The 22,144-nt window shown below is 74.3% G+C and carries 17 protein-coding genes; 14 read left to right on the forward strand and 3 right to left on the reverse strand.

Annotated elements, in window-relative coordinates; genetic code table 11:
- Positions 1-119 precede the first annotated feature (119 nt).
- From ACZ7BZ_RS31325 to ACZ7BZ_RS31335, 3 genes are all read left to right on the forward strand, one after another.
- The gene (locus ACZ7BZ_RS31325) at positions 120-1,286 is read left to right on the forward strand and encodes a permease (RefSeq protein WP_470361265.1); all 1,167 of its coding nucleotides are present in this window, start codon (positions 120-122) and stop codon (positions 1,284-1,286) included.
- Between the two features lie 150 nt (positions 1,287-1,436).
- A complete protein-coding gene (locus ACZ7BZ_RS31330) occupies positions 1,437-1,970 on the forward strand; it encodes an Imm50 family immunity protein (RefSeq protein ID WP_470361266.1) in 534 nt (177 codons plus the stop codon).
- Positions 1,960-2,358: a hypothetical protein gene (locus tag ACZ7BZ_RS31335; protein WP_470361267.1), complete on the forward strand. Its 399-nt coding sequence runs from the start codon at positions 1,960-1,962 to the stop codon at positions 2,356-2,358. Before ACZ7BZ_RS31330 ends, ACZ7BZ_RS31335 begins: the two co-directional genes overlap by 11 nt.
- A 366-nt stretch (positions 2,359-2,724) precedes the next feature.
- Here the strand turns inward: ACZ7BZ_RS31335 and ACZ7BZ_RS31340 are convergent, their stop codons facing one another.
- On the reverse strand, positions 2,725-3,624 hold the full coding sequence (locus ACZ7BZ_RS31340; protein ID WP_470361268.1) for a hypothetical protein: 900 nt from the start codon (positions 3,622-3,624) through the stop codon (positions 2,725-2,727).
- A gap of 33 nt (positions 3,625-3,657) precedes the next feature.
- The gene (locus ACZ7BZ_RS31345) at positions 3,658-3,939 is read right to left on the reverse strand and encodes a metal-sensitive transcriptional regulator (RefSeq protein ID WP_470361269.1); all 282 of its coding nucleotides are present in this window, start codon (positions 3,937-3,939) and stop codon (positions 3,658-3,660) included.
- 228 nt (positions 3,940-4,167) lie between these two features.
- Between ACZ7BZ_RS31345 and ACZ7BZ_RS31350 the strand changes: the two genes are divergently transcribed.
- The 5 genes from ACZ7BZ_RS31350 (at position 4,168) to ACZ7BZ_RS31370 (ending at position 11,135) form a co-directional block, all read left to right on the forward strand.
- A complete protein-coding gene (locus ACZ7BZ_RS31350) occupies positions 4,168-6,414 on the forward strand; it encodes a heavy metal translocating P-type ATPase (RefSeq protein ID WP_470361270.1) in 2,247 nt (748 codons plus the stop codon).
- 374 nt (positions 6,415-6,788) lie between these two features.
- Positions 6,789-7,847, forward strand: coding sequence for an iron ABC transporter substrate-binding protein (locus ACZ7BZ_RS31355; RefSeq protein WP_470361271.1), 1,059 nt, complete (start codon positions 6,789-6,791; stop codon positions 7,845-7,847).
- The gene (locus ACZ7BZ_RS31360; RefSeq protein ID WP_470361272.1) at positions 7,844-9,400 is read left to right on the forward strand and encodes an ABC transporter permease; all 1,557 of its coding nucleotides are present in this window, start codon (positions 7,844-7,846) and stop codon (positions 9,398-9,400) included. The genes ACZ7BZ_RS31355 and ACZ7BZ_RS31360 overlap by 4 nt, the downstream gene beginning before the upstream one ends.
- Positions 9,397-10,431: an ABC transporter ATP-binding protein gene (locus ACZ7BZ_RS31365; protein ID WP_470361273.1), complete on the forward strand. Its 1,035-nt coding sequence runs from the start codon at positions 9,397-9,399 to the stop codon at positions 10,429-10,431. The genes ACZ7BZ_RS31360 and ACZ7BZ_RS31365 overlap by 4 nt, the downstream gene beginning before the upstream one ends.
- A gap of 161 nt (positions 10,432-10,592) precedes the next feature.
- Positions 10,593-11,135, forward strand: a complete 543-nt coding sequence (locus ACZ7BZ_RS31370; RefSeq protein WP_380462843.1) for a hypothetical protein — start codon at positions 10,593-10,595, stop codon at positions 11,133-11,135.
- Between the two features lie 13 nt (positions 11,136-11,148).
- On the opposite strand, the gene ACZ7BZ_RS31375 is transcribed toward ACZ7BZ_RS31370, so the two are convergent.
- Complete coding sequence (locus ACZ7BZ_RS31375) at positions 11,149-12,945, reverse strand: serine/threonine protein kinase (RefSeq protein WP_470361274.1); 1,797 nt, start codon at positions 12,943-12,945, stop codon at positions 11,149-11,151.
- Positions 12,946-13,132: 187 nt separating this feature from the next.
- Between ACZ7BZ_RS31375 and ACZ7BZ_RS31380 the strand changes: the two genes are divergently transcribed.
- The 6 genes from ACZ7BZ_RS31380 (at position 13,133) to ACZ7BZ_RS31405 (ending at position 22,008) form a co-directional block, all read left to right on the forward strand.
- Positions 13,133-17,344, forward strand: a complete 4,212-nt coding sequence (locus ACZ7BZ_RS31380) for a hypothetical protein (RefSeq protein WP_470361275.1) — start codon at positions 13,133-13,135, stop codon at positions 17,342-17,344.
- Between the two features lie 130 nt (positions 17,345-17,474).
- Positions 17,475-17,900 (forward strand): hypothetical protein, encoded by a 426-nt coding sequence (locus ACZ7BZ_RS31385; protein ID WP_380462837.1) that lies wholly within the window; start codon positions 17,475-17,477, stop codon positions 17,898-17,900.
- Positions 17,897-18,721: a nucleotide exchange factor GrpE gene (locus ACZ7BZ_RS31390; protein WP_470361276.1), complete on the forward strand. Its 825-nt coding sequence runs from the start codon at positions 17,897-17,899 to the stop codon at positions 18,719-18,721. The genes ACZ7BZ_RS31385 and ACZ7BZ_RS31390 overlap by 4 nt, the downstream gene beginning before the upstream one ends.
- Before the next feature lie 31 nt (positions 18,722-18,752).
- The gene (locus tag ACZ7BZ_RS31395) at positions 18,753-21,329 is read left to right on the forward strand and encodes an Hsp70 family protein (RefSeq protein ID WP_470361277.1); all 2,577 of its coding nucleotides are present in this window, start codon (positions 18,753-18,755) and stop codon (positions 21,327-21,329) included.
- Positions 21,326-21,679, forward strand: coding sequence for a hypothetical protein (locus tag ACZ7BZ_RS31400; protein ID WP_470361278.1), 354 nt, complete (start codon positions 21,326-21,328; stop codon positions 21,677-21,679). Before ACZ7BZ_RS31395 ends, ACZ7BZ_RS31400 begins: the two co-directional genes overlap by 4 nt.
- A gap of 92 nt (positions 21,680-21,771) precedes the next feature.
- Positions 21,772-22,008 carry a chaplin gene (locus ACZ7BZ_RS31405; protein ID WP_380462829.1) on the forward strand — a complete coding sequence of 79 codons (237 nt, stop codon included), beginning with the start codon at positions 21,772-21,774 and terminating at the stop codon, positions 22,006-22,008.
- The last annotated feature ends 136 nt before the right edge of the window (positions 22,009-22,144 follow it).

Below are 22,144 nucleotides of genomic sequence, written 5' to 3' on the forward strand. Positions count from 1 at the left end.
CCCGTCATGAAGGGTGGGACTCGTCAGCGCCGCGGCGGCGGATGGCGGTGCGTCACGGTTCCCTAATACCCCGTACGGGTACATTGTCGCGGACCGGGACCGAGAGAAGGTGGGTTGCCATGCGCGCGATCCTGCACGCGCTGTCCGTCGCCGGGTCGATGACCTGGGAGATCACCTGGGCGCTGATCCTCGGCTTCCTGCTCTCCGCCGTCGTGCAGGCGGTGGTCCACAAGTCCACCGTCGTCCGGCTGCTCGGCGACGATCGGCCGCGCACCCTCGCCGTCGCCTCGGGGCTGGGAGCGGCCTCCTCGTCCTGCTCCTACGCGGCGGTCGCGCTCGCCCGCTCGCTGTTCCGCAAGGGCGCGAACTTCACGGCGGCGATGGCCTTCGAGATCGCCTCCACCAACCTGGTGGTCGAACTCGGCGTGATCCTGGCGCTGTTGCTGGGCTGGCAGTTCACGGCGGCGGAGTTCGTGGGCGGTCCGGTGATGATCCTGCTGCTCGCGCTGCTGTTCCGGCTGTTCCTGCGGGACCGGCTGCTGGCCGAAGCCCGCGAACAGGCGTCGTACGGGCGGGCGGGCTCGATGGAGGGCCACGCGGCGATGGACATGTCGGTGGCGGGATCCGGGCCGTTCGCCCGCCGCCTGCTCTCCCCGCGCGGCCTCACCTCGGTCTCGCACGTCTTCGTGATGGAGTGGGCGGCCATCCTCAAGGACCTGGTGATCGGGCTGCTGATCGCCGGCGCCATCGCCGCCTGGGTCCCCGACTCCTTCTGGCAGGCCTTCTTCTTCGCCGACCACCCGCTGGCCGGAAAGCTGTGGGGCCCGCTGGTCGGGCCGTTGGTCGCGATGGCGTCCTTCGTCTGCTCGATCGGCAACGTGCCGCTGGCGGTGGTGCTCTGGAACGGCGGCATCAGTTTCGGCGGCGTGGTCGCGTTCATCTTCGCGGACCTGCTGATCCTGCCGATCCTCAACATCTACCGGAAGTACTACGGCCGCCGGATGGCCCTCTTCCTCCTGGGCACCTTCTACACGGCGATGGTGGCCGCCGGCTACGTCGTCGAGTTCCTCTTCGGAGGCCTCGGCCTGATCCCGGACCAACGCGACGCCGAGATCCCGATGTCGGGCGTCGAGTGGAACTACACCACCTGGCTCAACATCGCCTTCCTCCTCCTGGCGGCGGCCCTCCTGCTGCGCTTCTTCCGTACGGGCGGCGCCGCGATGCTCCGCATGATGGGCGGCTCTCCGGACGCGAGCGAACACGCGGGCCACGACGGCCACCACTGAGGGGTCCGCACGAGGAAGCCGGATCCGCTGAAAAGCGGCTCCCCCGCCCGCACGGTTCCCCCTGCTGCGGTCAACCCCTGGTGTGACACGGTCATCGTGCAGTACTGGTGTATCGTCCCGGCGAAGCACCAGGAGCGGAGGGAGCCAGTCATGTCAGCCGGCACGTGGTCGGAGCTCCTGACCGGCTCCGAGCGGCTGACCGCGCTCTACTCCGGCCGTTCCGAGCTGCCGCCCCTGGAGCACCTGGTGCTCAGATCGGTGCAGTTGAGTCCGTACGGGGCCGGGGTGAGGCTGCGGGTCGAGTTCCCGCGCTTTCCGGACCTGGCGCCTGCGGGTTGGGTGGAGGCCGGGTGCGACCGCTTCGAGGTGCAGATCGAGTTCACGGGTGTGGGGGAGGACCTCCGGATGCGGGGTACTCCCGACGGGACCGTGGTCGATGTGCAGCTCGCCCCGTTCGTCGAGGGCCGGGAGCGGCGGATCGCGGTCGCGGTGAGCGGCTCGGCGTTCTCGCTGGAGTTCACCGCGCACGCGGCTCTCAAGGCCGGGCACCTCAACGCCTACCGGTCGTCCGGTGCGGCGGATCCCTACACGGCCCGAAGGTGGTTCGAGAGCCGGCTCGACCAGCGCCTGAACCCGGACCGGGTACTGCCTCCCACGACCGCGAAGGCCTTCTATGAGTGGTGACCAGGACTGGTCCGCCGAGCTGACCAGCCCCGAGACGGTCCGGGCCGTACTCGGCTGCCCGCCGCCACCGCTGAGTGCGTATGAGCTGACCTCCGTTCTGATCGACGAGCGCGAGACCTCGGTCACTCTGAGATTCTTCGCCTTCGGCGTCCCGGCCGGGGCCGTGGGCCTGTGGGAGGAGCGGGGCCACAACGCGGTGGGGTTCGTGCTGGTGTGCCTGGGGGTGACGGACTTCGAGGTGGACGCGTGGTCCGGTTGGCCCACGACCACGGCCACCCTCGCGGGAAAGCGGGTCCTGCTCGGCGGCCGGGGCAAGCACATGTCCTTCCGCGCTGCCGAGATCCGCGCCGAGCCCCCGACCGGCTGGCTGGCCAGCCGGTCGCAGTGAGGTCAGGTGGCGCTCGGGAGGTGGCGCGCCGCCGTGAACCCGGCCAGCGTACGGAGGTTGGCGAAGTAGGACGCGCAGTACTTCGAATCGATCAGCGGCACGACCTTGTCGAGGCCGGCGATGCACGACCAGAGACCGGCGATGCCGCTCTCGTCGAGTCCGCCGTCCAGTTCCGTCCGGGCACCGCCGTCGTCGCAGCGGCGGGCGAGGGCGGCGTCCTCGTCGAGGCGGGCCCGGAGGAAGTCGGTGATCTCCTCTGCATGACACCAGGGGGTGCGGAACTCCCGCTCTGGCCAGCGGGTTTCGGGTGCGGCGGCGGCGGGCCGGGCGATCCGCGGGGGATCGCCCGGCCCGTACGGCTGAGGCTCAGTGCCGGTGGTCGACCAGTGCGTCCGTCGACACGGTGAAGGCGGCGGTGTGGACGGTGCCCTGGTGCTGGAAGTCGAGGAAGAGCCGGTAACTGCCGCCGCTGGGGGCGGTGGTGGTGAAGCCGATCTCGGGGCCCGGGGTGGTGGTGTCCGGGTGGACGTGGAGGTAGGCGAGGTCGCCGGCGCGCAGGGCGACCAGGTGGCCGTAGGCGCCGAGGTAGGGCTGGAGGTCGGTGACAGGGGCGCCGTCCTTGCCCACGGTCAGGGTGAGGTGGCTGCTGCGGCCGGGGGTGAGGTCGCCGCCGAGGGTGACGGTGTAGCCGTCGACGGTGACGGTCCGTCCGGTGTCGGGCAGCGGGGCCGGGCGCAGGTCGCCGGCGGCGTGGAGGTCGGCGCCGAGGGTGAGGCCCTCGTCGGCGCCGGCCGGGGTGAAGTCAGCGAGGATCCGGTACTCGCCGGCGGCGGGGACGGCGGTGGTCGCGCTCCAGGTGCCGTCGGCGGCGAGAGTCGGGTGCAGGTGCTGGAAGGTGGAGAGGTCGCGCGGGGCGACGATCAGGTGGAGTTCCTTCTCGTGCTGCTGCTGGTAGGCGGTGACGGGCTTGCCGTCGGCGCCCAGGATGCGGAACCGCAGGTCGGTGGGGGAGCCGGCGGTGACGAAGGGGGTGTCGACGCTGAGGGTGTAGCCGCGCTCGGAGATCTGGAGGCCGCCGGGGAGGTGTTCGGCGGTTGCCCCGCCGCCGGAGTCGTGCTCTGAGTGCTCCGTGTGCCCGGCGTGGGCGGCGTGGGCGGCGGGCTCGGGCGCGGGGCCACTGCCGGTGGCGTGGCCGACGCCGAGGGCGAGGCCGAAGGCGGCGGCGAGGCCGGCGGTGAAGGCGGTGATGCGCAGGGCGGTGTTCATGGCGGGGTTCTCCTCGATCAAGGGGGGGCGGGTTCAGGCCCGCATGAGCCGGGCGATGGCCTGGGAGGCCTCGGCGACCTTGGCGTCGGCCTCGGCGCCGCCGTCCGCGATGGCGTCCTGGACGCAGTGGGCGAGGTGGGAGTCGAGCAGGTTCAGGGCGACGGACTGGAGGGCCTTGGTGGCGGCCGAGACCTGGGTCAGCGTGTCGATGCAGTAGGTGTCGGTGTCGACCATCCGCTGGAGGCCGCGGATCTGGCCCTCGACGCGGCGCAGTCTGCGCAGGAGCTGGTCCTTCTCGTTGTGGTAGCCGGCCATGCGGCCCTCCTCTGGGTTCCGGCGGGGAGTGCCACGAGTGAATACCCCATAGGGGTATCAAGTCAAGCGGGTCACCGTCGCGGAAAAATACCCATCAGGGGTATCTATCAGGGCTTGTCTCTCGTACCCCCTGGGGGTATAAATGGACCTGGCACCGCCCGATACCCCTACAGGGTATGACGGCCCGGCCGGGCAGACCAGGCGGAACAACTGTCACGAGGAGCAACGATGACCACGCAGGCACCCGCCTCCACGGAGGTGGAACTCTCGATCGGCGGAATGACGTGCGCCTCGTGCGCCGCCCGCATCGAGAAGAAGCTCAACCGGATGGACGGTGTCTCGGCCAGCGTCAACTACGCCACCGAGAAGGCGAAGGTCGCCTTCGAGGGCGAGGTCGGGGTTGCCGACCTGATCGCCACGGTCGAGGCCACCGGCTACACCGCCGCCCTGCCCAAGCCCCCGGCCGCCGCCGTCGGCGAGGGCGCCGAACCGGGCGAGCCGGCCGACGAACTGGCCCCGCTGCGCCAGCGCCTGTTCACCGCGGTGGCCCTGGCCGTCCCGGTGATCGCGATGGCGATGGTGCCGGCCCTGCAGTTCGACAACTGGCAGTGGCTCTCGCTGACCCTCGCCGCTCCGGTCGTCACCTACGCCGCCTGGCCGTTCCACCGGGCGGCTTGGACCAACGCCCGGCACGGCGCCGCGACGATGGACACCCTGGTCTCGCTCGGTACGGGCGCCGCGTTCCTGTGGTCGCTGTGGGCGCTGTTCTTCGGCGACGCCGGGATGCCGGGCATGCGGCACGGCTTCGAGTTCACCATCGCCCGCAGTGACGGTGCCTCCAACATCTACCTGGAGGCGGCGGCCGGGGTCACCGCCTTCATCCTGGCCGGGCGCTACTTCGAGGCCCGCTCCAAGCGCACCGCCGGAGCCGCCCTCAAGGCGCTACTGGAGCTGGGTGCCAAGGACGTGACGGTGGTGCGCGGCGGAGCCGAGGTGCGGATACCGATCGCCGAACTGGCGGTGGGCGACCGCTTCGTGGTCCGCCCCGGCGAGAAGATCGCCACCGACGGCACGGTGGTCGAGGGCGCCTCCGCTGTGGACGCCTCGATGCTGACCGGCGAGTCGGTGCCGGTGGAGGTCGGCGTCGGCGACGGCGTCACCGGTGCGACCGTCAACGCGGGCGGTCGGCTGGTGGTCGAGGCCACCCGGGTCGGCGCGGACACCCAGCTCGCCCGGATGGCCAAGCTGGTCGAGGACGCCCAGAACGGCAAGGCCGCCGCCCAGCGGCTCGCCGACCGGATCTCCGCGGTCTTCGTCCCGATCGTGATCACCCTCGCGGTGGCCACCCTGGGCTACTGGCTGGGCACCGGCGAGGGCTGGACGGCCGCCTTCACCGCCGCCGTGGCCGTGCTGATCATCGCCTGCCCGTGCGCCCTGGGCCTGGCCACCCCGACCGCCCTGCTGGTCGGCACCGGCCGCGGCGCCCAGCTGGGCGTGCTGATCAAGGGCCCGGAGGTGCTGGAGTCCACCCGCAAGGTCGACACCATCGTGCTGGACAAGACCGGCACCGTCACCACCGGCCAGATGACCCTGCTCGCCGTCCACACCACCGACACGACCACCGAGGCCGAGGTGCTGCGCCTGGCCGGCGCCGTGGAGCACGCCTCCGAGCACCCGATCGCCCGGGCGATCGCCAACGCCGCCGCCAAGGCGGGCGAACTGCCCGCCGTCGAGGGCTTCGAGAACGTGCCCGGCCTGGGCGTCCAGGGCGTGGTGGACGGCCACGCGGTGGTGGCCGGCCGGGAGGCGCTGCTCAACGAGTGGTCGCAGTACCTGCCGGAGGTACTGGCGGAAGCCAAGCGCAAGGCCGAGTCGGCGGGCCGCACCGCGATCGCGGTCGGCTGGGACGGCGAGGCGCGGGCGGTGCTGGAGGTGGCGGACGCGGTCAAGCCGACCAGCGCCGAGGCCATCGCCAAGCTCCGCGCCCTGGGCCTGACCCCGGTGCTGCTGACCGGTGACAACACGCTGGTCGCCGAGGCGGTCGCGGCCGAGGTCGGCATCGCACCGGAGCACGTGATCGCCGAGGTCATGCCGCAGGACAAGGTCGACACCGTCAAGCGGCTGCAGGCCGAGGGCAAGGTCGTGGCGATGGTCGGCGACGGCGTCAACGACGCGGCCGCTCTCGCCCAGGCCGACCTCGGTTTGGCCATGGGCACCGGGACGGACGCCGCGATCGAGGCCGGCGACCTCACCCTGGTGCGCGGCGACCTGCTGGCCGCGGCGGACGCCATCCGGCTCTCCCGCAAGACCCTCGGCACCATCAAGAGCAACCTGTTCTGGGCGTTCGGCTACAACGTCGCCGCCCTGCCGCTGGCGGCGGCCGGGCTGCTCAACCCGATGATCGCGGGGGCGGCGATGGCCTTCTCCTCGGTCTTCGTGGTCGGCAACAGCCTCCGGCTGCGCCGCTTCCGCTGAGCACCACCCATCGCGAGCGCCGGGGCCCCGGAACCGACAACGGTTCCGGGGCCCCGGCATGGGCGGGCTCCGGCATGTCCGGGGCCCTCGCGCACCACCGGCGGCCGCTACCCACCGTGATGGCTGGCGCGGCGCGGTTCGAACGCTGATTCGTCCGTCCTGGCCGGCCATGACCGATGCTTGGTGGCGGTTTTGCGGTTACTTGGGGGTTCGCTCACCGTAGCCCTACCCTGCCGCGACCGGATCGAGATGTGACGCTCCGACACTTGTTAGGCAAGCCTTTCCTGCCTTAGGTTCTCGTGCCGTCGGGCCGCCGGTCCTCGCTTTCCGAGGGTTACGGCGGCCGCTCCCTGCCCTTCCGGAGGACCCTCGCCATGCCCGGTACCGTGCGCCCCCTCGCCGGCCTGTCCCTCGTCGCGGCCTGCGCCCTCGCGCTCACCGCCTGCGGCAGCTCCGGCGGCGGCACCGCCTCGCCCGAAGCCACCGGCACCGCCCTGGCCGGCCAGACCATCACCGTCTACAGCGGCCAGCACGAGCAGACCGTCAAGGCGCTGACCGAGGACTTCACCAAGCGCACCGGCATCAAGGTCGAACTGCGCTCCGGCGACGAGGCAGAGCTCGCCAACCAGATCCTCCAGGAGGGCGACGCCTCCCCGGCCGACGTCTTCTACGCCGAGAACCCGCCCGCGCTCACCGTCCTCGGTGACAAGGGACTGCTCGCCAAGGTCGCCCCCGACACCCTCAAGTCCGTCCCCGCCGCCGACAGTTCCGGCAACGGCGACTGGGTCGGCGTCTCCGCCCGCAGCTCCGCCTTCCTGGCCGGCACCGGCAAGGCCGCCGACACCGCGCCGCCCGCCTCCGTGCTCGACCTGGCCAAGCCCGAGTGGAAGGGCCGCCTGGGCATCGCCCCCAGCGAGACCGACTTCGCCCCGGTCGTCACCCAGGTCCTCAAGGCCAAGGGCGAGGACGCCGCCAAGCAGTGGCTCAAGGGCCTCAAGGGCAACGCCAAGGTCTACGACAGCAACGAGACCCTCTCCGCCGCGATCAACAGCGGCGAGGTCGAGGGTGGCGTCATCGACCACTACTACTTCTACCGGATGCGCGACGAGAAGGGGGCCGCCGGAACCCACGCGATCCTGCACTACTTCCCCAAGGGCGACCCGGGCTCGCTGATCGACGTCTCCGGCGCCGGCGTCCTCAAGCACGGCAAGCACCAGGCCGCCGCCCAGGCCTTCCTCGGCTACCTCGCCTCCGCCCCCGCCCAGACGGTCATCGCCGACTCGGCCAGCTACGAGTACCCGCTCGTCGCGGGCGTGCAGGGGAAGCCCGAACTGCCCGCCCTGGACGGCCTCGGCACCGTCGCCGACCCGGCCGCGCTCGGCGACGGCAAGCAGGCGCTGGGCCTGCTCCAGGACGCCGGACTGCTCCAGTGACCTTCCCCCGGCGTTTCGAGGGCCCGTCACCGCGTCGGCGGTGGCGGGCCACCGGCCTGCTCGCCCCGCTCGCCGTCGCCGTCGTCGCGGTGGTCGCCTCCCCGCTCGGCTTCGTCACCGCCCAAGCCGCCCAGGCCGGTTGGGACCAGACCCGGCGCCTGCTCGGCCGCCCGCTGATCGCCACCCTGCTCTGGCACACCCTCTCGCTGGCCGCCGCCGTCACCCTCGCCACCGCCGTCCTCGGCTTCGGCGCCGCCTACCTGGTCGAGCGCACCACCCTGCCCGGCCGCCGGGCCTGGACCGTAGCGCTCGCCCTGCCGCTCGCCGTACCGGAGTTCGTCCGCGGCTACTCCTGGGTCTCGCTGTTCCGCTCCGTCCACGGCTACTGGGGCGCCGCGCTGGTGATGACCTGCTCGCTCTACCCGCTGGTGTTCCTCCCGGTCGCGGCCGCCCTGCGGCACGGCGACGCCGCCGCCGAGGAGGTCTCCCGCTCGCTGGGCCGCGGCCGCCTCGCCACCCTGTGGCGGGTCACCCTCCCGCTCACCCGGCCCGCCCTGGCCGGCGGCGTGCTGCTGGTCTCGCTCTACCTGCTCGGCGAGTACGGCGCCTTCGCGATGCTGCGCTACACCACCTTCGCCACCGCCGTGTTCACCCAGTACAAGCTGGGCTTCGACGCCGCCTCGGCCTCGCTGCTCACCCTGGTGCTGGTCGGCCTCGCCCTGCTGCTGGTCGCGCTGGAGGCCTGGGCCGGCCGCCGGGCCAGGGTCACCCGGCACGGCGCGCTCGCCCGCCCCGCCCAGCCGGTACGGCTCCGCGGCTGGACCGTCCCGGCGCTCGGCGCCCTCGCCGCGCTGGTCGGCGTCTCCCTCGGGGTGCCGCTGTACGCGCTGGCGTACTGGCTGATCAAGGGCAGCTCCACCACCCTGCCCTCCGCCTCCGTGCTCGGCGCCACCCTGGCCACCCTCGGGTACGCGCTCGGCGCGGCCCTGGCCGCCACCGCCGCCGCCGTCCCGGTCGCCCTGTACGGCTGGCGGCGCGGCACCCGGCCGGCCCGCGCCGTCGAGCGGATCGCCTACCTCACCCGGGCGCTGCCCGGCATCGCGGTCGCCCTCGCGGTGGTCTTCTTCGCCGTCCGCTGGGCCAGACCCCTGTACCAGCAGCCGCCGATGCTGATCCTCGGCTACGTCCTGCTGTTCTTCCCGCTGGCGCTGACGGCCGTACGCGCGGCCCTCGCCCAGGTGCCGCCCGGCGTCGAGGAGGCGGCCCGCTCGCTCGGTACCCGGCCGCTCGCCGTCCTCGGCCGGGTCACACTGCCGCTGGTGCTGCCCGGCCTCGGCGCCGCCGTCGCCATGGTCGGCCTCACCGCCTCCACCGAACTGACCGCCACCCTGCTGTTGCGCCCCACCGGCACCCAGACGCTGGCCACCCAGTTCTGGACCTACACCAGCGGCCTCGCCTACGGGGCGGCGGCGCCGTACGCCGCGCTGATGGTGGCGCTGTCCGTGCCGTCCGTCCTCCTGCTGACCCGCCGTAGCCTCGGGAGTGCCTCATGACCGGTCTGTCCGTCGTTGACCTGCACGCCGCGCACGGGCGCAGCCCGGTCCTGCACGGCATCGACCTGACCGTGCCGGACGGCGCTCTCGTCTGCGTACTCGGCCCCTCCGGCTGCGGCAAGTCCACCCTGCTGCGGGTGCTGGCCGGCTTCCACCCGGCCGCCGCCGGGCGGGTCGTGCTGCACGACCGCGTCCTGGACGACGGCCGCAGCCGGCTCGCCGCCGAACACCGGGGCATCGGCCTCGTCCCGCAGGACGGCGCGCTGTTCCCGCACCTGAGCGTCGCCGGCAACATCGGCTTCGGGCTGCCGCGAGCCCAACGGCGCGCCCGGGTCGAGGAACTTCTCGACCTGGTCGGCCTGCCGGGCCTGGGGGAGCGCCGCCCGCACCAGCTCTCCGGCGGCCAGCAGCAACGCGTCGCCCTGGCGAGGGCGTTGGCGCCCCGGCCCCGGCTCCTGCTCCTGGACGAGCCCTTCGCCGCCCTGGACGCCGCCCTGCGGGCCGAACTGCGCCGCGAAGTCGCCGCCACCCTGCGGCAGTCGGGCACCACCGCGGTGCTGGTCACCCACGACCAGGACGAGGCGCTGTCGTTCGCCGACACCATCGCCGTACTGCGCGACGGCCGGATCGCCCAGGCCGGCAGCCCCGACGAGCTGTACCACCGCCCGGCCGACGCCGCCGTCGCCGGTGTCCTGGGCGAGGCGAACCTGATTCCCGCCGACATCGAGGGAGTCGAGGCCCGGACGCCGTTCGGCGCCCTGCCGCTGGCGGGCCCGGACCCGGCCGTCCGCAACGGCGTCGCTCTGCTCCGCCCCGGCCAACTCCGGCTCACCGCCTCGCCGGTGGCGGGAGCCGTCCCGGCGAAGGTCATCGGCAGTGACTTCCGGGGCCACGACCACCGCGTCGAACTCCGCCCCGAGGCGGCCGAGTTGCCGGAGCTCCTGGTCGTGTCGGCGGACCGCCCGTGGCCGGTCGGCGGCGAGACGTTCGTCAGCGCGGTCGGGCCGGTGCACCTGCTGCCGGGGGAGTGAGCCCGCCGGCGGGCGAGCTCGCGCCGCCTTGCACAAACGTGTGAGACGTACGTTCGTCTGGTACGGCTCGCTGAGACGTACGTGCCGATGGCCCGGGGCGCCTGCTGCCGGCAGGCCCCTGGCCTGCGGGGAGGCGTCAGGGAGGACGTAGAGTCCGACCCATGGACGAGAACACCGCCCTCTGGTACCGGACCGCCGACCTCCTGCCGGAGGACGCCGCCCAGGGCGTCAAGGACTGCTGGGAAATCGGCGAGCAGGAGTGCGGGCTGGGTCTGCTGGTCGAGGGCCTGCTCGCCCGCCAGATCCCGATCAGCGGTGCGGACCGGGCGCGGATCTCCGTACTCGCCGAGGAGTGGGGCGAGCGCGAGAAGCTCACCCCCGGCCTGCTGCGCTGCCCGGGCGACGACGCGCCCGCCCCGGTGCGGCTGCTGGACGGCGAGCGCGACGAGGCCGAGGTGGTGACGGGCTGGAGCGAGCCGGAGCTGGCCGAGCTGGTGCTGGTGCCGTGGATCGGCTGCACCCGCTGCGGCCGGACCCTGCTGCGCGCCCACCGCTGGGAGCCCTGGGACGACTTCTCGTACCTCGCCGAGCACTATGTGATCAGCACCCCGGAGGGCGACCGGGCGCAGCGCATCCTCCCGCAGGACGCCGCAGCAGCGGCCTTCGCCGAACTCCTCCACGGGTGCCCGGAACCCACGCGCTAGGCCGGACAGGACCTCAGCTCTCCTCCGGGAGCTCCACCGCCTGCCAACGGTAGGCCGCGTCCTCCTGCCACACCTGCAGCTCGCCCTCCACCACCGCCGCCAGGCACAGCCGCCAGTCGTCCCCCATGGCGAGGGCGACCCGGGTGGCCGGGCGCAGGGTGGGGCGCCACCAGCGCGGGCGACGGGAGGCCCCGCCGGGCGGCAGTCGGAGCCGGACGCCGCCCGCGCCGGCCAGGGCGACGGTGGGCCCGCCGCGGTGGCCGACCATGGCGATGCCGAGCGAGGGCTCCCCGTCGTCGATCTGGGTACCGGGTCCGGGGTTCGCGGGGCCGAGGGTGTGCAGCTGGGCGGAGCCGTCCGCGCGCAGCGTGGCGGCCTGTGGTCCGGCGGAGGCGCGGGCCAGGGCCCCGGCGCGCAGGGTGCCGGGCGGGCCGAGCGGGACGGGCGGTTCGCCGGAGCCGGGCCGCCAGCTGAGCACCCGTTCGCGGTGCTCGACCAGCAGCAGCCAGGCGCCGGGCCGTTCCTCGGTGGCGGCGAGCACCCGGTCGGCGGGGCAGCCGGGGTGCTCCTGGCCGGTGAGGGTGAGGCCGGGGGCCCAGCGGTAGGAGCGGAGGGCGCCCGCGGCGGCCGTCCACACGATCAGCTCGCCGGCCGCGCCGACCGCCCCGGCCAGGCCGCTGACCCCGCGGGCCGCCTCCCACCAACCGGCCCCGGTACCGACCCACAGGGTTCCGGAGCGGTCCTCGGCGCAGACCACCAGCTCGCCCTGGCGCCCGGCCCAGCCCGCGGCCAACTCCCGTACGGGGCCGGGGCCCTGGCCGGTGGGCAGCCGGTGGCCGGTGCGGCCGGGGCCGGTCAGCGCGGTGCCGTCGGCGCCTCCGGTGACCACCAGCGGCCGGCCGGCCCGGTCGGGCAGCACGGCCAGGCCCGCGGTGCGCGCCACCGGGCGGTGGGAGCGCAGGAGTTCGCGGCCGCGGGCGGCCCAGGGGCCGAGCGGGGCGGGGCGGCGCTCGGGGTCGCGGGCGAGCGGTTCGCAGGCCCAGCGGGCGAGTTCCTCGCCGTAGCCGGCCGCGAGCAGTTCGGCGCGGGCCTGTTCGGCGGCGAGCCGGTGGTCGAGCCGGCCGTGGTCGGGCAGCAGCAGGATGCGGGCGAGGGTGCCGACCGCGAAGAGGTCCTTGGCGGTGGTCGGGAAGCCGCCGACCTGCTCGGCCTCCGGCGGTACGTGCCCGGGGGTGAACACCGCGACGGTCAGGGTGTGGTCGAGCGGGGCGAGGAAGGTCAGGTCGATCAGTTTGACCAGGCCCTGGGCGTCGACCAGCACGTTGGCGGGGGAGATGTCGCGGTGCACCCAGCGCTTGCGGTGCAGCTCGTCGACGATCCGGCAGAGCCGGGCCAGCACCTCGGCGAGCGCGGCCGGACCGCCGCGCTGCCCGCGGGCCCAGGTGTGCAGCGGCACGCCGTCGACCCAGGGTGAGATCTGGTAGCCGAGCAGCCCGCCGGAGGGCGCCGTGCCGGGCCGGTGCGGGGAGGGGCCGAGCAGGAAGCTGGGCACCACCAGGTCGGTGACGCCGAGTCGGTGGGCGTTGTGCGAGACGTCGTCCCAGCGGCCGAGCCAGCGCCGCACCTCGGACGGGTCCCGCTCCAGCATGATCTTGGCGGCGACGAGCTCCTTGATCCCGTTGTGTCCGGTGCGCACCGCCCGCCACACCTCGGCCTCGCCGCCCCGGTGGTGGAACTCCAGGAGTTCGTACTGTTCGGGGTCGAACTCGGGCCCGAAGCGGAGCCCGGGCACCCAACGTGACTCGGACACACGACCCCCGACGCTTCTGACCGCTGCTGATGCGCAGTCAGGATAGTCCGGGTTCCTGTTCCGCCGCCCCGGGGAGGGCCTATTCTGTTGGGCGCCCGAGCAACATCACGAAACGACGTCAACTCATGATCACACGGGGGCTGTTGATCATGAGGTGGACGACTGTGGAGCAACAGGGGGACGGTGCATGCTGCTGATCGCGGTGCTGCTGGTCATAGTGGCACTGGCCGGAGGGGCCGCCGTCGTCCTGGTGCGCAGGCGAACGACCCTGGACGCCGCCGGAGTCGCCAAGGCCCTCGGCGCCGCCGCCGAGCGGCTCGCGGCCGGCAAGGCCCCCCAGGCCCGCCGCCGCTACGCCCGACTGGCCCGCCAACTCGCCACCGGGCCTGAGGAACTGAGCGCCCAGCGCGGCCTCGCCCTGCTCGGCCAGGCCGAGGCCACCATCCCCACCGGTGACCAGCAGGCCACCCTCGCCCTGTACCGCGAGGCCTTCCCGCTGCTCACCGACCCGGCCCGGCAACTGCCCCGATGGAGCCTGCGCCGCCTCGCCGAGGAGCGCCTCCAGGCCCCGGACGGCGACCTCGGGCCGCTGCTCGCCCTGCTCCAGGCCACCGCCGGCGGCGCCGAACCCGGCGAGGAGGCCGACACCGCCGACCGCGCCCGGCAGTGGCTGCAGCAGCTGTGCCGCGACGGCAGCCCCGAACGGCGCGACCAAGCCACCGCCGGTGCCCTCGCCGCCCTGCCCGGCCAGGACTGGCCGGTGCTCGCCCGGGCCGCCCTGCTGCGTGCCACCGGCCGGGCCGAGGAGACCGAGCCGCTGCTCGCCGCCGCGGCCCCCGACGGCGGCGGCGAACTCTGGTTCCGCTGGGGCGCCCAGCTGTTCACCCTGCACCGGGACGAACCGGCCGTCGCCGCCTTCGACGAGGCGCTGCGCCGCAGCCCCGGGGACCCCGGACTCTGGGGGCGCGGCCCGGCGCTGCGCACCGACAGCCTGCTCTTCCGCGGCCTCGCCCGGCAGCGGCTCGGCGCCACCGACGCCGCCTGGGCCGACCTCGCGGCCGCCGCCACCGAGACCCCCGGCGACCCGCGCCCGCGCTACGCCCTCGGCCGGCTCGCCCTGCTGCTCGGCGCGGACGACCAGGCCCGGGAGCAGTTCACCGCCGCGCTCACCGCCCAACCCTCGTACGCCCCGGCCCGGTTCGGTCTCGCGCTGGTCCACGAGCGGGCCGAGCGGCACGCCGAGGCCGCCGCCGACTACCGCGCCGGCCTCGGCCAGGCCCCCGACTGGCGCCCCGCCCGGGTCCGGCTCGGCGCCGCCCTCACCGCCGCCGGCCAGGCCGCCGAGGCCGAGCCGGTCCTGCGCGCCGAGGCCGACACCGAACCCGGCTCCCGCTGGAGCCGGATCGCCGCCTACCACCACGGCCTCGCCCTCGCCCGCACCGACGACCCGGCCGGCGCCCTGGCGCGCTGGGAACCCCTGGACGACCCCGAACTCCACGATCGCCAGGCCCTCGTCCGCGACCGGCTCGCCCGCACCCGGCTGGCCACCGACCCGGTCGCCGCCCGCGAACTGTGGCAGCGCGCCGCCGCCGAGCACCCCACCGCCGCCGGCTACCGCGCCGCGCTGCGCGAGGCCGCGCTGCGCGAGGCCGCCCACCTGCTGGTCACCGGACGCGACCGCGCCGATGCGCGCGAGCGGGCCACCGCCGCGCTCGCCCTGGCCGACACCCTGCCCGGCGCGCTCACCCACCGGCAGTCCCGGCTGCGCGCCGCTCTCGCCCTGGCCGAGGGCGCCACCGACCGGCTCACCACGCTGCTCGACCCCGCCGCCGGGCTCCGCGACCGCTACCACCTGGCCGCCGTCGCCCTGCTGGCGGGCCGTCCGGTCCAGACCATAGCCCTGCTCGGCCCGCTCGACCCCGACCCGACCGGCGACCCGGCGCTCGCCCGGCTGCGCGCCCTGCTCGCCGAACGGGCCGGCAACTGGGCCACCGCGCTGGAGTGGTACGGCCACTTCCTCACCGCCCCCGCTCCCGCCGCCGACCCGGTCGGGGACTGCACCGCCTGCGCCCGACCCGCCGCCGGCGCCTGCGGCGGCTGCGGTCGCGAGGCCTGCGCCGAGCACCTGCACGCCCCCGCGGACGCCGGCTCCCCGCGCTGCATGCGCTGCGCCGGCCCCGCGCTGAGCGCCGTCCTGGACTGCGCCCGCCGGGCCGGCACCCCCGAACAGGCCGAACCCGTCCTGGCGGCCTGGGCCGAGGCGCTGGGCGGCAGCCCCGCCGCCGCCCCCGTACGGCTCGACCTCGCCCTGCTGCGCGCCGAACTCGGCCGCCTCGACGAGGCCCTGGCCGAGCTGCCGGCCGACGCCGTCACCGCCCGGTCCGCCGTCCTGGTCCGCCGGGCCGGCGCCGCCCTCGCCGCAGACCAGCCCGGACGGGCGGCCGGCGACCTGCGCCAGGCCCTCGGCCTCGTCCCCGACCACCCCCAGGCGGCCGCCGCGCTGGTGCTGCTCGGCGAGCACGAGGCCCACCAGCACGCCGTCGAGGGCCGGCCCGGCGAGGCCTTCCGGGGCTACCGCGAACTGCTGCTCAAGGACCCGGCCCACCCCCGGCTGCTGCACGCCGTCGGCCTGGCCGGCTACCGCTTCGCCGCCTCGGCCTCCGCCGAACCGGCCGCCGACGGCCAGGACGGCCAGACCAGTCCGGACGGCCAGAACGGCCAGGGCGGCAAGGCCGGCCCGGCTGGCCCGGACGGTCAGGACGGCCCCGACGAGCAGGTCTGGGCCTGGACGCTCGGCTGTCTGGTCGCCGCCCTGCACGGCGAGGAGCTGTGGGCCGAGACCGCCCGGATCACCGGCCGCGAGGCCGAACCCCAGCGGACGGCCGCCGCCCGCACCGCGGTCATCGACCGGCTGCGCGAGGACCTGCGCGCCGTCGACCGCGCCGCCGGGCGCACCGGCGACGAGACCACCGCCTGGACGCTGCGTCTGGGCATGGAGGCCCACGCCGCGGACGCCTTCGCCCAGGAGGACGTCCGGATCACCTTGCCCGGCCGCCCCGCGCGCCGCCTGGTGGTCGGCCCCACCCTGGACGGGCTGCTGCGCGCCGCGCCGGAGACCCCCGGCTGGGGCGAGGCCTACCAGCAGGCCGTCGGGGCCTGGCGGCGGGCGGCGGGCCCCGGCACACCCGCCCTCGGCCGGGCCCTCGGCCTCTTCGGCGCGCTCGGCCCGCAGCAGTACCTGCACCTCCAGGGCCGGCAGGCGGCCGCCGTCGCCGCGCTGGACGCGGTTGCCGAGAGCGCCCGGGGCGCGGCCTGGCAGTCGCTGCTCGGCGCGTCGCTGGTCAGCCAGGCCCGCGAGCACCACCGCAACCAGGACTGGCCCGAGGCGCTGGCGTGCCTCACCCGGGCCCGGACCGTCCCCGGGGTGGTGCTGCCCGCCGACGTGGCCCGGATCGCCGCCGAGTCCGGCGTCCGGGCGGCCCGCGCGCTGCTGAAGAGCACGGTGGACGATCAGCAGGGTGCGGCCGATCTGCTGGAGCAGGCCTTCGAGTTGGCCCCGGACGACCCGGAGGTGCGGGGCGACCTCGGCGCGACCTACGCCCAGTGGGCCCGCAAGATCAACAACGAGGAGAAGGACTACCCGCGGGCCATCGCCCTGCTGGACAAGAGCCTCGACCTCAACCCGGGCGACCCGACCGCCCGGCACTTCCTGTGCGCCGCCCTCGGCAACCGGGCCGGCCAGCTCAGCCGCGTCGACGCCTCCGACGAGGAACTGCTGGAGTCCGTCGAGCTGTGGCAGCAGCTGATCGAGCTCGACGACGACCCGGAGAACCGCCGCGGCCTGGCCTTCGTCCTGCGCCAGCTCTCCCGCTCGGCCGCCTTCGCCGACGACAGCAACCTCGCCATCCGGCGGATGGCCAGCGCCCTGGACGTCGACCCGGACTGGGAGGGCGACTACACCCGGGCCGGCACCGAGGCGATGCGCCGGATCTCGGTGATGCTCGCCAACCACGTCATCGACCACATGCAGAACAGCACCTTCCAGGCCCAGGCCGCCATGCTCCAGAAGGCCAAGTCCTACGACAACTCGCCCGAGATCCGCGGTCTGATGGTCAGCGTCTGGCGCAGCCGGGCGATCTCGTTCTACGAGGAGCGCCTCTACGCCGAGGCGATCACCCTGCTGCGGGAGGCGCTCGACCTGGCCGCCACGCCGGAGGACACCGCCAAGCTCAAGAGCGAACTCGGCATCGTGCTCAGCTCCTTCGCCGTCGCCCGGGCCAACGCCGGCAACTACCTGGAGGCCCAGGGGGCGATCGAGCTGGCCCTCCAGCACAATCCCCACGACCGCGAGCTGCGCGCCCTGGCGGGCCGCATCAACAACCTCGGCCGCCGCCGCTGACCGGCCGGCCCGGCAACCGCCGGGCCGCCGTCCTCGTCGTAGTCGGTGCGCGTGCCGCCCGCCGGGCCCGCGTGCCGCCCGCGCCGATCCCACTGCCCCGTCCGAGTCGTGAGGAGAGAGACCGCCCGTCATGCCACTGCACGAACCGTCGCCGTACGAGGTCCTGGGCATCCCGCTCACGGCCGGGGTGCGCGAGATCAACCTCTCGGTCGGGAAGGCGCTGAAGGCGGGCCGCTACAGCCGCCAGCAGATCCAGGACGCCGCCGCACTGCTGCGCAACCCGGACCGGCGGCTGGAGGTCGACCTCCAGCAGCCGCTGCCGCCAGAGCCGGTCGACCAGGCCGCCGAACTGCTGGCCCCCGCGCTGGCCGAACCGCTGCTGGTGGTCGAGCGCCCAGGCCCGCCGTCCGCCGCCGACCTGCTCGCCCTCCACCGGGCCGAGGCCGCCGCCGACTTCGCCGAACCCGCGCCCGGTGGCGCCGATCCCGAACCGCCCGTCCCCGCCCGCTACGCGGCCGACCTGTCCGTGCTGCCGCAGATCGAGGTCCCGGAATGACCGACGCACCGACCGCATCCCCTCTCACCGGCCACCGGCGGCTGGAGGTCCCGCCGGGCGTCGAGTCCGTCGACCTGGAGGCCAAGTTCACCCAACTGCTCTTCCGGGCATCACTGTTGGGCAACAAGCTGACCGAGCAGAAGCAGCAGGCCCGGGCCGCGCAGCGTGAACTGCTGGGCGTCCTGGTCGAGGTGGACGACGCGCTGGCCGCCCTCGGGCTGGACCGGGAGCTGGTCGCCCACGGCCGCGGCGCCGGGCTGGAGGCCACCCGCCGGCGGCTGCTCGGCCGGCTTGCCAAGGCCGGGGTGCGGCCGATGCGGCTGGAGGGGCTGGCGGCGGACCCGGCGCTCACCGAGATCGTCGGCACCGAGGTGCGGCCGGGGGTGGCGCCGGAGACGGTGGTGCAGACGGTGGTGACCGGCTTCTTCTGGGAGCAGGAGGTGCTGCGCCGGGCCCAAGTGGTGGTCGCCGCACCGGAGTCCGCGCTGCCGCCGACCGAGGACCCGCGGCTCGCGGTGCTCGGGCATCCGGAAGGCGCCGGACCGGAGCGGGTCGAGGAACCCGCCTGGGAACCGGTCTCGGAGCCGGCTGAGGGGTCGGTCGAGGAGTCGGCGGAGGCCGAGGAGCCGGCGGAGGCCGAGGAAGCGGCGAAGGCGGACGAAGCGGAGCAGCCCGAGGAGGCTGCGGGGCCCGCGGAGGCGGAGGAGCCGGAGGCCATCGCGGGCGAGGCCCCGGCCAGGCCGGTCCCGCCCCGGGCCCGGCGGGCGGCCAAGGCGGCGGCGTCGGGCCGACCGGCCAAGCGGGCCAAGCGCAAGAAGTAGCCAGGACCACGAGGGGCAAGAGGGGAACGACATGTACCGCACACTCGGCATCGACCTGGGCACCACCAACTCCGTGGTGGCCCACCTGCGCCGGGGCGCGCCGGAGATCATCTTCAACCGGCAGAACCAGGAGGCCACACCCTCCGTGGTCGGCAGCGGCCGCAAGGGCGAGCTGCTGGTCGGCTCCACCGCGCGCAGCCGGATCGCCATCGACGGCGCCAACGTGATCCGCTCGGTCAAGCGCTTCATGGGCCGCAAGTTCAAGGACCCGCAGGTGCAGGCGGCGCTCAAGGACATCGACTACAAGGTCACCGCGGGCACCGACGGCGACGTCAACGTCTGGTTCAACGGTCGCTCCTACACCCCGATCGAGATCTCCGCGATCATCCTGCACCGGCTCAAGGAGGACGCCGAGCAGCGCATCGGCGAGCCCTTCCACCGGGCCGTCATCACCGTCCCCGCGTACTTCGGCGAGCGGCAGGTCGCGGCTACCCAGGAGGCGGGCCGGATGGCCGGCCTGCACGTGCTGCGGATCATCAACGAGCCGACCGCCGCCTCGCTGGCGTACGGGCTCACCACCGACGCCGGCGATGAGGGCCGCACCGTCCTGGTGTACGACCTCGGCGGCGGCACCTTCGACATCTCCATCCTGCTGCTGGTGCCCGGTTCGGTCTCGGTGCTCGGCATCGAGGGCGACAACCTGCTCGGCGGCGACGACTTCGACCGGGCGATCACCAGCGCCCTCCTGGAGGACATCCGCGAGGAGTACGGCTCCGACTACCAGCCGGACCTGCGGGACCGTCCGAAGATCGCCTCCACCGCCGAGACGGTGAAGATCGAGCTCTCCAACCAGCAGGCCTCCGAGGTCATCCTGCCCGGTCTGGGCGCCGGACAGCTGGTGCTGGAGACGGAGTTCGACCGGGCGCGCTTCGAGGAGCTGATCGAGGCCCAGATCGAGCGGACGATCGAGCTGACCCACAAGGCGATCATGCAGGCCAACCTGACCGTCGGGGACATCGACGAGGTGGTGCTGGTCGGCGGCTCGACCGCGATCCCGCTGGTGGAGCGGCGGCTCGGCGAGGTGTTCGGCACCCGTCGGATCAAGCGCGGCGTCAACCCGATGCAGTGCGTCGCGCTCGGCGCGGCCGTGCAGTCCGCCCTGGTCGGCGAGGTGGAGTGCCCCGAGTGCCGGGCCCCCGGGGACCTCTCGGCCTCCAACTGCGCCAACTGCGCGACCTCCCTGCTCGGCGGCGACCGGGTGTCCTGCCCGACCTGCCACGTCCCGGTGGACGCCGCGGCCACCGAGTGCGCCAAGTGCGGTCAGTCGATGGATGGTTCGGGCGCTGGGGGGTCGGGGGCGGCCATCCCCCGGCAGTCGCAGACCACCACCGCGCTGCGCAGCGACAACTGCCCGCAGTGCGGCACCCCGGCCGCCCCCGGCGTCACCGCCTGCGAGTTGTGCGGCGAGCCGCTCAACTCGGCCGCCCCGGGCAACACCAGGGTGGCCTCCACCGCCGCCGAGGACGTCGGCCTGCGCTGCGGCTCCTGCTCGGTGGTCAACCCGCCGGGCAGTGAGGTCTGCGCGGGCTGCGGGGAGTTGATGCAGGTCACCAACCCCTTCGACATCACCCCGAAGAACCTGGGGATCGAGCTCAACGACGGCCGGCTGGCCGTCATCATCCCCAAGAACACCAGCTACCCGACCAGTTCGCCGGTCAGCCGGGAGTTCGTGGTCTCCGGCAGCGGCCGCCAGCGGCTGGAGATCGCGGTCTACGAGGGCGAGCACGAGATCGCCCAGCAGAACGAGCTGATCGGCCACCTCACCCTGCGCCTGCCCGAGGGCCTCGGTGGCCGCACCGGGGTGGAGGTCGCCTTCGGCCTGGACCGGGACCGCACCATCACGCTGTCGGTCCGGATCCAGGGCGGCGGCGAGAAGACCGTCAAGCTGGAGCGGGTCAGCCTCGACCCCGAGCTGAAGGTGCAGGTCGAGGAGCAGCAGCGGCAGATCGAGTCCTTCACCGACCGCTGGGGCGGTGAGCTGACCGAGGCCGAGATGCGCGAGGCCCAGCGGCTGATGGACGCCCTGGACGACCTGGCGGCCGGCCAGACCCGCGGCCAGTCGGTGGACGAGGCGCTGGAGAGGGCGCAGCGCCAGCTCAAGGCCCAGCGCTGGGTGCGCGGCTCGGAGGCGTACCTGAGCCTGTTCATCCACTACTGCGAGAAGCACCTGGACCCGAGCGACCTCGACCGGCTGCGCTCGGTGGCCGCCGAGCTGCGGCTGCGCCGGGAGGCGGCCGACTGGGAGGGCGCGATGCGCGCGGCCCAGAAGGCGGACGAGCTGTGCGACGCGCTCGGCCACACCTTCCGGATGCTCACCATGTGCAACGTCTACGTCAGCCAGAACATGATCTCGCCGGCCCTGGCCCAGCGGATCATGGCGGAGCTGCGCGGGCTGGACGAGGCGGTGGAGGCGCCCAACATGGAGGCGGTCAACACCCACATGTCGAACCTGCTGGCCCTGTACGCGCAGGCGCAGCGGGAGCTGGGCAGCGAGCCGGCCGCCGAGTCGCTCGGCCCGGTCCGTCCGGAGGAGGCCGGTCCGCGATGACCACCGAGACCCTGCCCGGGGGCCTGCCCGGGGCCCTGCCCGAGGTGCAGTGCCCGCTCTGCAAGGTGCCGGCGGACCGGCAGTCGCTGGGCTGCCCGTCCTGCCGCGAGGACCTGAGCGTGCTGTTCCGGCTGCGTTACGCCGCTCGGATCGACTACAACCGGGCGCTGGACGCCCTGGCGGCCGGGGACGGGCCGCTCGCGCTGGGGCTGCTGCACCGCGCGGTGGCGGCCGAGCCGGGGCTGGAACCGGCCCGGGAGCTGCTGGAATCACTGAGCGTGGCCGGGGTCGCCGGAGCCGGGCCCGGGGCGGCGCCCGGGGCGGGGGAGGGCGACACGCCCTCCGAATGACCAATTCGGCCGCTCCCGGCCTGCCGTCGCGTTCCATCGGTGCGAGTGTGATCGTCACACGGAGTTCCGCCTCCCTCTCAAGGAGTGACGCAATGCGTATTCGCACCACCCTCGCCGCCACCGCGCTCGCCGCGGTGGCCGTGCTCGCCGGTGCAGGTACCGCGGCGGCCGACGCGACCGCCAACGGTGCCGCCATCGGTTCGCCCGGTGTGCTCTCCGGCAACGTGATCCAGGTCCCGATCCACATCCCGATCAACATCTGCGGGAACTCGATCGACCTGATCGGCATCGCGAACCCGGCCTTCGGCAACACCTGCATCAACGCCTGACCCGCGCGCCGGGGCCGTCCGTCGAACCCGACGGGCGGCCCCGGCGCCGTGTCCGTACCCCCGTTCGGGGGTGGCGGCGCGGGCCCGGGGCCGCGACCATGGACCCCTGTCCCGCACCGCCGCACCCAGGAGCCAG

The sequence above is a fragment of the Kitasatospora sp. NPDC036934 genome (assembly GCF_055608425.1).

Bases quoted from the DNA above. Each gene is read 5' to 3' on its own strand.
- ACZ7BZ_RS31325 (WP_470361265.1), top strand. From the start codon at position 120: ATGCGCGCGATCCTGCACGCGCTGTCCGTCGCCGGGTCGATGACCTGG.
- ACZ7BZ_RS31330 (WP_470361266.1), top strand. From the start codon at position 1,437: ATGTCAGCCGGCACGTGGTCGGAGCTCCTGACCGGCTCCGAGCGGCTG.
- ACZ7BZ_RS31335 (WP_470361267.1), top strand. From the start codon at position 1,960: ATGAGTGGTGACCAGGACTGGTCCGCCGAGCTGACCAGCCCCGAGACG.
- ACZ7BZ_RS31340 (WP_470361268.1), bottom strand. From the start codon at position 3,624: ATGAACACCGCCCTGCGCATCACCGCCTTCACCGCCGGCCTCGCCGCC.
- ACZ7BZ_RS31345 (WP_470361269.1), bottom strand. From the start codon at position 3,939: ATGGCCGGCTACCACAACGAGAAGGACCAGCTCCTGCGCAGACTGCGC.
- ACZ7BZ_RS31350 (WP_470361270.1), top strand. From the start codon at position 4,168: ATGACCACGCAGGCACCCGCCTCCACGGAGGTGGAACTCTCGATCGGC.
- ACZ7BZ_RS31355 (WP_470361271.1), top strand. From the start codon at position 6,789: ATGCCCGGTACCGTGCGCCCCCTCGCCGGCCTGTCCCTCGTCGCGGCC.
- ACZ7BZ_RS31365 (WP_470361273.1), top strand. From the start codon at position 9,397: ATGACCGGTCTGTCCGTCGTTGACCTGCACGCCGCGCACGGGCGCAGC.
- ACZ7BZ_RS31370 (WP_380462843.1), top strand. From the start codon at position 10,593: ATGGACGAGAACACCGCCCTCTGGTACCGGACCGCCGACCTCCTGCCG.
- ACZ7BZ_RS31380 (WP_470361275.1), top strand. From the start codon at position 13,133: ATGCTGCTGATCGCGGTGCTGCTGGTCATAGTGGCACTGGCCGGAGGG.
- ACZ7BZ_RS31385 (WP_380462837.1), top strand. From the start codon at position 17,475: ATGCCACTGCACGAACCGTCGCCGTACGAGGTCCTGGGCATCCCGCTC.
- ACZ7BZ_RS31390 (WP_470361276.1), top strand. From the start codon at position 17,897: ATGACCGACGCACCGACCGCATCCCCTCTCACCGGCCACCGGCGGCTG.
- ACZ7BZ_RS31395 (WP_470361277.1), top strand. From the start codon at position 18,753: ATGTACCGCACACTCGGCATCGACCTGGGCACCACCAACTCCGTGGTG.
- ACZ7BZ_RS31400 (WP_470361278.1), top strand. From the start codon at position 21,326: ATGACCACCGAGACCCTGCCCGGGGGCCTGCCCGGGGCCCTGCCCGAG.
- ACZ7BZ_RS31405 (WP_380462829.1), top strand. From the start codon at position 21,772: ATGCGTATTCGCACCACCCTCGCCGCCACCGCGCTCGCCGCGGTGGCC.